5 protein-coding genes are annotated in these 13,628 nt (G+C 43.1%); all 5 read left to right on the forward strand.

The features are described from left to right. The first annotated feature begins 53 nt into the window (after positions 1–53). The 5 genes from MKY99_RS14495 (at position 54) to MKY99_RS14515 (ending at position 13,556) form a co-directional block, all read left to right on the forward strand. The gene (locus MKY99_RS14495; RefSeq protein WP_042188169.1) at positions 54–1,364 is read left to right on the forward strand and encodes an extracellular solute-binding protein; all 1,311 of its coding nucleotides are present in this window, start codon (positions 54–56) and stop codon (positions 1,362–1,364) included. Positions 1,365–1,496: 132 nt separating this feature from the next. Next, positions 1,497–2,405 (forward strand): sugar ABC transporter permease, encoded by a 909-nt coding sequence (locus MKY99_RS14500; RefSeq protein WP_076285839.1) that lies wholly within the window; start codon positions 1,497–1,499, stop codon positions 2,403–2,405. Then, positions 2,405–3,226, forward strand: a complete 822-nt coding sequence (locus tag MKY99_RS14505) for a carbohydrate ABC transporter permease (RefSeq protein ID WP_076299057.1) — start codon at positions 2,405–2,407, stop codon at positions 3,224–3,226. The genes MKY99_RS14500 and MKY99_RS14505 overlap by 1 nt, the downstream gene beginning before the upstream one ends. A gap of 38 nt (positions 3,227–3,264) precedes the next feature. Further along, positions 3,265–6,333, forward strand: coding sequence for a glycoside hydrolase family 2 TIM barrel-domain containing protein (locus MKY99_RS14510; RefSeq protein ID WP_339271277.1), 3,069 nt, complete (start codon positions 3,265–3,267; stop codon positions 6,331–6,333). Positions 6,334–6,542: 209 nt separating this feature from the next. Then, the gene (locus MKY99_RS14515; protein ID WP_339271279.1) at positions 6,543–13,556 is read left to right on the forward strand and encodes a discoidin domain-containing protein; all 7,014 of its coding nucleotides are present in this window, start codon (positions 6,543–6,545) and stop codon (positions 13,554–13,556) included. The last annotated feature ends 72 nt before the right edge of the window (positions 13,557–13,628 follow it).

A 13,628-nucleotide genomic window follows, 5' to 3' on the forward strand; every position in this document is an offset into this window, starting at 1 on the left:
GAGAAAACGCTTCCATCTTTATTATTTTTCAGACTATCAAGGGGGTTTACGTAGTGAAAAAATTATTATCCGTAATGCTAGCTAGTGTGGTTCTACTGTCGGCATGTTCCACAGGTGGAACGAAAAATGAAACGAGCAACTCTGGTAACTCCGGTGCCGAAGGTAGCAGCAAGCCAAAAGAGATTACAGTTTGGGCTTGGGACCCGGCGTTTAACATTGCCGCTATGAATGTTGCCAAAGATGCTTATGCGAAAGTTAATCCGGACGTAACGGTTAACGTCGTTGAGAACGCGCAAGCTGATATCGTTCAAAAGCTGAATACGGGGCTAAACTCTGGTTCAACGAAGGGTCTGCCTAACATTGTGTTGATTGAAGATTATCGTGCACAGAGCTTCTTACAAGCATATCCAGATTCTTTTTATGAATTGACGGATGTTGTAAAGGCTGCTGACTTTGCGGATTATAAGATTGGCCCTACCAGTGTTGACGGCAAACAATACGGTGTTCCGTTTGACTCTGGCGTAACTGGAATGTATGTACGGACAGACTATCTCGAGCAAGCAGGCTATAGCCTGGATGCATTACAGGATATCGACTGGAAGCAATATATCGAGATCGGTAAAGCTGTAAAAGAGAAAACCGGCAAAAGCATGCTAACACTTGATCCGAACGACCTTGGTCTTATCCGAGTGATGATCCAATCGGCGGGCGCATGGTATACCGGAGATGATGGTCAGACTCCGACTATAGAAAGCAACCCTGCTTTGAAAGAGGCACTTGTGATGTACAAAGAAATGATGGATTCCGGGATCGTAAAAGTAATTTCAGACTGGAGTCAGTTTGTAGGTGCATTCAATGGTGGTGAAGTGGCTAGTGTACCTACAGGTAACTGGATTACACCTTCGATTAAAGCAGAAGCTTCTCAATCTGGTAAATGGGCAGTAGCTCCACTACCTAAGTTAGGAGCAACAGAAGGCTCTGTTCACGCTTCCAACCTTGGAGGTAGTTCCTGGTACGTAATGAATGTAGATGGTAAAGAAGCAGCAGCTGAGTTCCTATCTAAGACTTTTGCTTCTGATGCTGAACTGTATCAGACGTTGAATACAAAAGTTGGTGTTATCGGCACCTTGAAAGCTGCGGCGAGCGGTGAAGCTTACTCAGCTGCGGATGAATTTTTCAAAGGCCAAAAGGTCGTATCAGACTTTGCAGCATGGACCGAGCAAATTCCTAACGTCAACTATGGCATGAACACTTACGCAATCGAGGACATTATGGTTGTAGCAGTACAATCTTATCTAGGTGGCAAAGATGTAGACACTGTTCTGAAAGATGCGCAGAAGCAAGCGGATACTCAAATTCGCTAATCGCACTTAGGCTGTACAACCGATGCCCTTGCTCCTTCTTCTCCTGTAAATTGGATTTATACAGAAGGATAGGTAGCAGGGGCTTTCATCTCTAATATATAAGACAGAAGGGTGCGGAGTGGAGTGGAAACTATAAAGACAGGGCTAAGCCCGCAAAAACATAAGAGCTCTAAAGGGTCACGGCAGATCCGTCTGACGGGTTGGTTATTCGTCCTTGTGCCGGTCATTATGATCAGTATTTTCTATTTTTATCCAATGATCCAAGCGTTAATTCTATCCTTTAAGACGGGTAGAGGCAACAATCTTCAGTTTACCGGACTAGATAACTATATTCGATTGTTTAGCGATACTACTTTTCTTACTGCCGTCAAAAATACATTTATTTATTTGATTATTCAGGTTCCAGTCATGCTGGTACTGGCGCTCTTTATCGCCGTCCTGCTAAATGACGATAGACTGAAATTTAAGGGTTTTTTCAGAACGGCTATATTTCTGCCGACGGTAACCTCACTTGTAGCGTATTCCGTTGTTTTCAAGTACATGTTTGGAGCCGAAGGGATCATTAACAAATTTCTGGTGAATCTTCATCTAATCAGCGAACCGATTCAATGGATTACTGACCCCTTCTGGGCCAAAGTTACGATCATCATTGCTATCACCTGGCGCTTTACTGGCTATAATATGATTTTCTATTTATCATCCCTGCAAAATGTAGACAAATCTATTTATGAAGCTGCTCACATAGATGGCGCTAGTGCATTTACTCAATTTTTCAAAATTACAATTCCTCTATTGAAACCGATTATCTTGTTTACGACGATAACATCGACCATTGGAACACTTCAGTTGTTTGATGAGGTGGTTAACATCACGAAAGGTGGACCCGGCAATGCAACCATGTCGATTTCCCAATATATTTACAACCTTTCCTTTGAATACACACCTGACTTTGGATACGCTGCAACCGTCTCCTACTCGATTGTTGTAATGGTACTCATTCTGACGCTGATTCAGAACAAAGTAGGAGGAGACAAGAGATAATGAAAACTAAACGCATGTTTACTTACCTGTTTCTAGTCATCGCTGCGCTGATCTCTATCTTTCCATTTATCTGGATGGTTATTAGTGCCACGAATCAGTCGGTTGATGTAACTAAAGGGACATTACTACCAGGTGCGCATCTCTTTAAAAATATTGACAATCTGTTCAATTCCGTAGATATGTGGCAAGCTCTTTGGAACTCTGCAAAAATCTCTGTTGTTACTACTTTACTTTCACTATTGGTAGCATCAGCGGCTGGATATGGTTTTGAAATGTACCGCAGCCGTGGTAAAGATATCGTATTTAATATCTTACTAGCCTCTATGATGATTCCGTTCGCGGCAATCATGGTACCTCTATTTCAAATGTTTGCCAAAGTATCGAGTGTTGTGCCGTTCCTTGGTATCGATACGGCAGCAGCAGTTATTATGCCGACATTTACAACAGCATTCTTAATTTTCTTCTTCCGTCAAAACACAAAAATGTTTCCTAAAGAAATGATGGAAGCCGGTCGCATCGATGGTCTTTCGGAATTTGGTTTATTCTTCCGCATATATATGCCAACGATGAAATCAACTTATGCTGCCGCGGCGATTATCACCTTCCTTAACAGCTGGAACAACTATTTATGGCCTTTGATCGTATTGCAATCACCAGAAAATATGACCGTGCCATTGCTAATATCGAATCTTGGTTCGGGTTATGCGCCTGACTATGGTCTGATTATGTCCGCGATTGTCATTACGACTCTGCCGACTGCACTTGTATTCTTCATGATGCAAAAGCAATTTGTGGCTGGTATGACGGGTTCAGTTAAATAAGAAAGCGATCATTTTAATAGCAGAAGGAGGAAAATTAGATGAAGCAGCAGGTTGAACGGGGCGTCACTCCAAGCCTGGAATGGTTGTCAGACCCTTCCATTTATGCAGTAGGCAGAATACAGGCGCACTCCGATCATCGGTATTACGAGACGAAATTTGAAGCCGAAGGGCTTGGAGATATGCGTTGGCGCCATAGCCTGAACGGAAGCTGGAAATTTAGCTACGCCCACAATGCTATGGAACGACAGGGGCATTTTTATAAGGAGAACGTGTCCTGTAGAGGATGGGATAATATTGAGGTTCCTGGACATATCCAGCTTCAGGGTTTTGGGCAGCCTCAGTACGTGAATACGATGTATCCATGGGATGGTCATGAGCATCTTAGACCTCCAATGATATCTGAGGATCACAATCCTGTAGGCAGCTATGTTAAATATTTTGAAGTGCCTTTAGGCTGGGAGCAACGTCCACTGTATATCTCTTTTCAGGGAGTTGAATCCGCTTTTTATATCTGGCTAAATGGGGAGTTTGTTGGCTATAGCGAGGATAGCTTTACGCCGAGTGAATTTGATCTGACACCGTACTTGACGGCAGGTGAGAATAAGCTGGCGGTTGAGGTCTATCAGCGCAGTACCGGAAGTTGGTTGGAGGATCAGGATTTCTGGCGATTCTCCGGAATCTTTCGCGATGTGTATCTATATACTGTGCCTGATGTTCACGTGAGGGATCTCCACGTTCAGACCGATCTGGATGAGAAGTTTGAGCAGGGAACGCTAACGGCTGTATTGCAGTTGATGGGTGAGTCTGCTTCGAAAGTGGTCCTTGAACTTAAGGATAAGGCAGGTAATCTTGTAGTTCGTAGCGAGACTGGAATTTCAGGAGATTCCGTTTCGCTTACGGTTGAGGCATCAAAGGTTCATCTGTGGAGCGCAGAAGATCCTAATTTGTATACCCTTTACGTATCTGTCTTCAACGCATCCGGGGATCTTGTGGAAGTTGTGCCGCAAAAGGTTGGATTTCGAAAATTCGAGATGATCGATAAGATTATGCACTTAAATGGTAAACGTATTGTATTCAAAGGTGTCAACCGGCACGAGTTTAATTCGCGCTTCGGACGCAGTATTACGAAAGAAGATATGCTGTGGGATATAAAGACTTTGAAACAGTCGAATATCAACGCTGTACGGACGTCGCACTATCCGAATGAAACACTCTGGTATGAGCTGTGTGATGAATACGGTGTGTATGTTATTGACGAGATGAATTTAGAGTCGCATGGATCATGGCAAAAAATGGGTGTTGTTGAACCGTCTTGGAACATACCGGGCAGTAAGCCTGAATGGCAGGATATCGTAATGGATCGTGCGATTTCCATGGTGGAGAGAGACAAGAACCATCCATCGATTCTGATTTGGTCCTGTGGCAACGAGTCATTTGCCGGAGAAGTCATTCGGAACGTAGCGAATTATTTTCGTGAGAAGGATTCTACGCGTCTGGTTCATTACGAAGGGGTGTTCCATAACCGGGATTATGATGATGCGAGTGATATGGAAAGCCGGATGTATGCGAAAGCAGCAGATATCGAAATGTATCTAAAAAAGAATCCATTAAAGCCATATATTAGCTGCGAATACATGCATGCGATGGGGAATTCCGTTGGAGGATTGCATAAATACACAGAGCTAGAGCAGAAGTATCCAATGTATCAAGGTGGATTTATCTGGGATTTCATGGATCAGGTCATCGTAAAAAATGATCGATATGGCAAACCTTATATGGCTTATGGTGGAGATTTCGATGACCGTTCAACCGATTACAACTTCTCCGGAAACGGAATTGTGTATGCGGATCGCAGATGGTCTCCGAAAATGCAGGAAGTGAAATTTCTATATCAGAACGTCAAGCTTTCCCCTGATTGCTATGGGGTTATCATCAGAAATGAGAACTTATTTGTTGGCTTGGATGCTTATAAATTGAACTATTGTCTGAATTATGAGGGCAAGGAATTCCATCGAGGCATTGTATTCGCCCAGGTTAAACCCGGAGAAGAAAGATATGTAGAACTTGATTTACCAGAGACTAACCTGTCTGGTGAGTATAGTTTAGATGTTTCTCTTGTGCTCAAAGAAGATACGTTATGGGCAAGCGCTGGTTATGAAATCGCTTTTGGACAGTATGTATTTCAAGTGGAGAACAAGTCAGAAGATGAGGTTACAACACAGCCTAAGGTAAGCACTAGTGTAAATGATTTTCGCGTAGTTGAAGGGGATGTAAATATTGGCGTTCACGGTCGTGACTTCTCTGTAATGTTCTCGAAGCAGGCTGGTACACTAATATCGGTCAAATATTCAGGACGGGAAATGATCTCTTCGCCGCCGGCACCGCTCTTCTGGAGAGCGATGACAGACAACGACAAGGGGGCGGGAATGCATTTCGACTCTTCCACTTGGTATGCTGCAAGCTTGAGCCGAAGAACCTTAAGTTTTGAGCTTATGGAAGAAGAAGACCGAGCGACTGTGACTTACGTGTATAAACTGAGTGTGTCAGAGGGAGTACGAGTAAGTGTAACTTACACGGTGTTCTCCGATGGGAGCATAAAGGTAAAATCAAGCTACCATGGAGAGCCGGGTTTACCGAAGTTTCCCCTTTTCGCTTTAACCTTCAAGGTGCCAGCGGATTATTACCAGCTGAATTGGTATGCGAATGGGCCAGAAGAAAATTATATTGACCGTTCGTTTGGCGCGAGATTGTGTCGCTTTCAGAATCATGCGGTGGACAATGTATCGTCCTATTTGGTACCGCAGGAATCGGGCAACCGTACAGGTGTGCGCGAAGTATCCGTAACCAACGATCTTGGTCAAGGGATTATAATATCATCACAAGTCTCAGCTCCTGTTGAAGCCAACATATCGCCATATTCGGCAATGGAGCTGGAGAATGCGACGCATCATTATGAGCTGCCGAACATTCATCATACCGTTGTTACGATCGCCGGTCGTCAAATGGGCGTTGGCGGTGATGACAGCTGGGGAGCACCAGTTCTTGATGAATATTTAATTGATCCATCAATAGATTTGGATTTTGAATTTACAATTCGCAGAGCATAATTAGAGACGGATAGCAGTTGCCTCAATGGATAAGGTTGGGGCAACCAAATCCTATTGTGAATGATTGAATAGTTGGTTTATACATATATGTAATCGTTTACATTTTATGGAGGAGGTGTTTGTAATCTAAAAAATAGTTTGCAATGTTGATCGGAAGATAGTAAAGAAGTGGTTTCTATGATCATTTTTATGAGAAGGGGGTAATCTGGATGATTACTACAGTTAAACGAAGGTTGACCATGTCTTTTCTTTCTATTTCTTTAGTCGTACCTATGTTTATGGGTTTAACAGGTCAGAAGGTAGATGCAGCGAATACTACGATTAAATTAGATCCAAACCATATGAAGCAATCTTGGGAGGGGTGGGGAACCTCACTTGCCTGGTTTGGTAATATCACTGGTGGTTGGAACGATAAAGTCAAAAATGCAATGGCTGATGCACTATATTCTCCAGACGGATTGAATTTTAATATTGCTAGATATAATATAGGCGGCGGAGAGAATCCTGCTTACAATACGATGCGCCAAGGAGGGGAAGTACCCGGATTCTCGCCATCACCTGGAGTATTTGATTGGGCGCAAGATGCTAATCAGCGTTGGTGGCTGCAGGCGGCTAAAGAACGAGGTGCCAACATTCTGGAAGCGTTCTCGAACTCTGCTCCGTATTATATGACGGAAAGCGGAAGTACGACTGGTCACTGGGATTCGGGAAAAGACAACTTGAAGCCGGATGAGTACGAGAACTTTGCTAATTATTTGACAGAAGTGGTTAAGCATTTCAAAGATGACTGGAATATTGACTTCAATTATCTATCACCAGTGAATGAACCTAGTACGAGTTACTGGGGATTCGGTGGGGGTCAAGAGGGTTCCCACTGGGATGTTGGTTCTCAAATGAAGATCATAAATACGACACGTGCTAAATTGGATGCAGCAAATCTACAATCTGTACAAATAGCTGCCATGGATGAATCTATTCTGGACACCTTTGTAAATAACTGGAACTCTTATGATGAGACAACTAAAGCTAATGTTGGTAAAATGAATACCCACTCCTACGGTGGTTCAAAGCGAGCTGAGATCAGAGATGCCGCGAAAGCTGCAGACAAGACGTTGTGGATGTCTGAAGTGGATTTAGGTCCTTCTGGGGTTGCCCACGACCATGATGATTTCGAACCAGCACTAGCATTGGCAGAAAGAATTATGACGGACATTACTTGGCTAGAACCTACGGCGTGGATCACTTGGCAAGCATTTGAAAGCGAGAAGAATATGCAAAAGGATAAGGAGAACATGAACTGGGGTCTCCTTCATGCAGATTTCGACACGCAAGAATGGTGGTATACGAAGAAGTATTACGCCATGCAGCAATTTAGTAAATTTATTCCGCAGGGTGCACGTTTCATAGAGGATACCGACGATAACACGTTGGCCGCTTATGATCCTTCAACTAAAAAAATTCATGTTGTATATAGAAATCCTAACGTAACCAGTCAAAATATTTCTTTAGATTTGTCACAGTTTGATACGGTCACTGGGGATGCAACGCCTTATGTTTCTTCCGCGACAGAGAATGTCGTACAAAAGGGCAAAATTCCTGTTTTGGATAAAATGCTGCAAGCTAAGGTTGGCGCGAAATCTATTACAACTTTCGTAATTGATGGAGCTTCCTTTACAAGCAACTTACTTATTCCTCAGAGCGATATGACGGTAACCGCAAGTAGTGCTCAGTCTGGTGAAGAAGCTGAAAGAACACTGGATGGGAATAATTGGACGAATTGGCATACGTCATGGGACCCTTATAATGCAGGACCGCATTCGATTACTTATGATCTTGGAGCGCAATATGATGATGTCAACAAGCTGAGCTATTTGCCTCGGCAAGATAAAGATGAGAACGGTATCGTAACGAAGTTTACCATCGAAGTGAGTTCGGATGGCGATAACTTCACACCGGTTGCGATAGGAACCTGGAAGAACGATAAATCTGAAAAAACTGCAACGTTTTCTTCGCGAAAAGCGAAGTTTGTAAGGTTAAAGGTAGATGAAAGTAATGGGTCTGGAGCGCAGTACGCATCGGCTGCAGAGATAAATATTATGAGGAAGTCCAATTTCACAGTGGATACGACTTTACTCGCTAATGCAATTTCTAGAGCAGAAGACTATATCTCAGCTAATAACGCAAATGTAAATGTATCGGAATTACAAGATTTGGTGGATGAAGCCAAAGTTGTTCAAAAGAACACTTTAGCAACACAGGAAGAGATCACGCAAATCGTTTACAAACTGAACGTAGAATATAGCGTTTTAGGCCAAGGACTTATCCCACAAAGCCAGATGACAGCAACGTCTGACAACTCCGCATCTGAGGATGGACCGGAGAAAACTATTGATGGCGATATTTGGACTAAATGGCATACTGCATATAACAACGAATATTCAACACTTCCGCATTCCATTACTTATAATCTCGGTAAAGCATATAACGGTATTTACAAACTTCAATATTTGCCACGACAGGATGTGGACTGGAATGGTGTAGTCACTAAGTTCGAAGTTTCTGTAAGTGACGATGGTGATAAATTCACCAAAGTAGTTGCAGAAGGAACTTGGAATGCCGATAAGACAGAGAAATCAGCAACCTTTAATGCGCAGGGTGCTAAATATGTTAGATTTACTGCACTTGAATCGAGAAGCGATGCAGGTAAGCAATATGCATCGGCTGCAGAGATCAATATTTTTAACAAGCAGGGATATAAAGTGGATTTCTCCAGCTTAGACAGCGCAATTCAAGCTGCAGAGAAGTTCAAAACAGATTCTGGGAAAGATGAGTCTTACTTCAAAAATCTGGACGCGATCCTTAGTCGAGCTAGTACTCTGCTAAATAGCGCAACAGCGACACAAGAAGAGATCGCGAAATTTGCCAGCCGTATCTTAACTGAAATATCCAATATTCAAAACAGTAATCCAAATATTAAGGGAATGAGCCTTTTCTATACACCAGAAGCCTATCACGCGAATCCTGCTAATCTAATGGTGGATAACGATATTTCTACCTTCTACGAATCTAACTGGGACAAGAACGGACGGAAATACAAATCTGGCGATTATATCGTTATAGATCTGGGAGAGAGCGTTCCTGACGTTGGGAAGGTGCTTGTTACACCAAGACTAGACAAAGCGAATGGTCGCATCAAACAGTTCAAAATCTATTACAGTGATGCGAACCTGAAGGATTTACCTGCTGACGCTGTCGGTACGCAAGCTTATTTGGACGAGAATTTCAAATTTGCAGCAAATGGCTCTTTTGATGACTATAGCACGAGTGTTCAATCCGCAACGTTCAAATCCGTTGAAACTCGGTATATCGCCATTCAGGCTATAACTACTGGCGGTGACGGTAACACACTCAGCGCTGCAGAAATTGCAGTTAGTCAGAAACAAACAGTGACTTTTGATACTAGTAAACTACAAGCAGCAATCGATCAATTGCGTACGTTGTCAGACATTAGTCCAAAAGTGAAAGCTGCGATAGAAAAGCAAATTACAACGATCGGTGATCTTAGTGATTTAACCGAAGAAAGCATTTCGCAATACACCAGACAGATAAAAGACTTATACAATCTCTATTTGACTGTAAATAACAGAAACTCCATTAAGAGTGGTGAAGTATGGTTAGATACGGAAGGCGTGCCGATTCAAGCACATGGCGGAGGCATTCTGTACAACGAGAAGAATAAGACATATTACTGGTACGGTGAAGACAAGACGGAAGGTTACCTTCCTACTGGAGTTCACGCATATTCGTCCAAAGATTTGTACAAATGGCAAAATGAAGGCATCGTATTGCCTGTCTTCAATAACCCTCAACTTGGCGAAGCTGTAGTGCCGGCTGGAAATGACCTGCCATTATATCTGGATGAAAATTCTGAAACGTACAAGAATAGCGGGGTTCCATACGATCCGGATAGGAAAGTAGAAATTAAAAGTAAAGATGAAGATTACACAGGTAACATGAAAGCGCCAAACAATACGCTCAGTAAACATAATTCACCAGCTCGAATCGCTGAGCTAAATGCGCTGTATTCGAATTATTCGAATGAAGAGAAGCAAAAGATGTATAAAGATTTCAACTGGGATAAAGTTGTCGAGCGTCCTAAAGTCGTCTACAACAAGAAGAACAACAATTATGTGATGTGGTGGCATCAAGACGGACCGATTGCTGGCGAATATTGGACAGCAGAAGGTGGTGTTGCTGTAAGCGATTCGCCGACTGGACCATTCACATATCTCGGCACATCCCGATTGCCAAATGTAGGTGATAAAGGTGGCAATGAAGGAATGCTTCGGGATATGACCTTGTATGTCGATGACGATGGTAATGAAGCGACGGATGACAAAGCCTACTTGATTTTTTCTTCCGAAGAAAATGCTACGACCATAATCATGATGTTGAACGATGATTATACTGGTCCAGCCCAGAATGAGAAGGGTGAATCCTTAGAAGGAACTCACTATGTGAGAGCATTTAAAGATTGGAGAGAAGCACCAACGATCTTTAAGCAAGACGGAGTCTATTATATGATTACGTCCGGTTTGTCCGGTTGGGATCCTAACGAAGCCCAATACCGCGTCTCCACTGAGGGAATGTTTGGACCGTGGGAAAATAAAGGAAATCCTATGGTTAATGACAATAGAAATACCTTCAGGAGCCAAAGCACGTTTGTACTGCCTTATCGGGATGGTAATGGTGTTCTGGTACCGAATAAATTTATCTTTATGGCCGATCGCTGGTACCCGAGTAATTTGAGTGATTCCAGATATGTTTGGCTTCCGATTGAACTCGATAACGAGAATCGCAGAATTGCGGTAAGTTGGCATGATGAGTGGGATACTTCTCTATTCAAGACCGGTACGACTATTAACTTCAATAGTAATGGAGGAAGTTCGATTTCTTCCTTGTATGGGGTTGAAGTCGGTACGAAAATTACTGCGCCTACAGAACCGACTCGTGATGGATTTAAATTTGTGAATTGGTATCAAGACGCAGCCTTGAATACAGTATGGGATTTTACTGTTGATACGGTTCCGGCAAATGATATTACTCTCTATGCGAAATGGGAGCCTGTAGCTGCACCAGTGATTACAAATATCATGCCAGTCAATGTAGCTACGGTGATTGGAACTCCACCTGTACTGCCAACAGTTGTAACGGCTGTATACAGCGATGGAACAACCCAAAATAAATCAGTTGTATGGGACGTAATTGATCCTTCACAGTATGCCGAAGCGGGTGTCTTTAGCGTAAGTGGAGCGGTAGACGGCACAGTGATCCCAGCTGTTGCGAATGTGATCGTAAGCGATGATGTTAATAGAGCACAACTTGCCGCACGAATCGCTGATGCACGAGCCATTCATGATTTAGTCGTGGAAGGAACGGCTGTTGGTCAGTATCCAATAGGTTCGAAACAGAAACTGATGGATTCGATCATGGAGGCACAGCAAGTGCATGACAATGATTCAGCTACACAGTCTGAGTTAGAACAAGCAACAAATGATTTGAATTCAGCAATTCAAGTATTAGAGGCTTCAAAGAATCAACATGTTAAAGTACAGTCTATCTCAATCACGAGCGTTTCGTCGTCCATTGAAGTGAAGAAAGGAACTCTGCAGTTACAAGCGGAAGTTCTACCAGCTGATGCTACGAATAAGTCCGTTACGTGGGCGGTCTATGAAGCAGATGGAAAAACTGTAACGGATAAAGCAATCATCAATACAAATGGGTTGTTAACGGCTGCGAAGAACGGCGTTGTGAAAGTCGTTGCAACATCCGTTGATAACACCACTGTTTACGGAATAAAAGAGATTATGATAAGCGGTCAAAATGACAGCCCAGAGCCTACTCCAAGCCCAGGAACAAATCCAGGCAACCCAACGACATCAACGAGTCCTACACCTACACCAACGACCCCTCCTACAAAAGAAGATCCACATCGTTATGTTCCAGCAGGAAAAGAACTACAAAGTGAAACTGCACAGAACGGAACAACGAGCCTGACCATTAATATCGATAAGGAAGCTTTAGCGAAGAAGTTAGAAGCTCTTAACAAAACTACAGGAACCCCTAATCTTGACATCGAGATTCCGGGAATGAATTCATGGAATGCAGTCAATTTGCCATTGGATGTCTTGTACAACAGCTTGAAAGCAAATAAGGAAACAATCATAACACTAAGAAGCCATTTAGGCAGTTATGAACTTCCACTTGCCAATCTTAATCGTGAAGAACTTGAGAAAGCAGCTAAAGTTGCGGGTGCAACCTTAATCATTCGAATGGATAATGTGACTTCACAGCATGAGCAGAAGTTTGAAAAATCCATAGTAGAAAAAGGAATGAAACGAGTAAGCGACATCATCGCGTACAAAGTCATTCTTAAATCGAATGATAAAGAAGAAGAGCTTCAACGTTTCGGAAATCCGTTTATGACACGTTTCATAAATATGGATGGCGTTATTCAAGATCCAGCGACTGCGACCGCTGTTATGTTCGATCCGGTTACGGGACAACTACGATTCGTGCCATCGGTGTTCACCGTGAAGAACGGCAAGACTGAAGTCTCGATCTTCGGACATGCAAATGGTCTATACACCATCGTTCAGAACAAGAAGGCATTCGATGATATGATTGGACATTGGGCGCAAAAGGATGTTGAGACGCTGGCATCCAAGCTGATCATTAACGGAATGACGGAACGGACGTTTGCGCCAGCTAGTCAAGTCTCGCGTGCTCAATTTGCGGCACTACTGGTAAGAGGACTGGGGTTATCGACGGAGTCGTTAACGAATGTGTTTGCAGATGTTAATACAACTGCGTGGTATGCACAGGATGTGAACACAGCAGCGAAACTTGGTTTGGTTCAAGGCGTTGGTGAAGGTAAATTTAGTCCGGATTCACGGATTACGAGAGAGCAAATGGTCGTGATGATCATGAACGCTATTCAGCTCGTTCAAGGAGATGATAGAGCAGAAGCTCAATTGCGCACTCCATTTGCCGATCAAGCTAGTATCTCTGGTTACGCTACCCAAGCCGTAACAGAAGCAGCAAGCAAAGGATTAATCAAAGGCAAAACAGAAACAGCTTTTGCTCCGCAAGATGCAGCCACACGTGCTGAGGCAGCGGTGATGATCAAACAAGTTTTGCAATACTTGAAGTTTATGAACTAGATAAATGTTTGAAAACTGTGCTCGGCTCACACTGAACTGTGAACCGAGCACAATGATTATCAACTAGTTATA

This window comes from Paenibacillus sp. FSL R5-0470, from assembly GCF_037975205.1.
Classification (GTDB): Bacteria; Bacillota; Bacilli; order Paenibacillales; family Paenibacillaceae; genus Paenibacillus_AQ.

Bases quoted from the DNA above. Each gene is read 5' to 3' on its own strand.
- MKY99_RS14505 (WP_076299057.1), top strand. From the start codon at position 2,405: ATGAAAACTAAACGCATGTTTACTTACCTGTTTCTAGTCATCGCTGCG.
- MKY99_RS14515 (WP_339271279.1), top strand. From the start codon at position 6,543: ATGATTACTACAGTTAAACGAAGGTTGACCATGTCTTTTCTTTCTATT.
- MKY99_RS14510 (WP_339271277.1), top strand. From the start codon at position 3,265: ATGAAGCAGCAGGTTGAACGGGGCGTCACTCCAAGCCTGGAATGGTTG.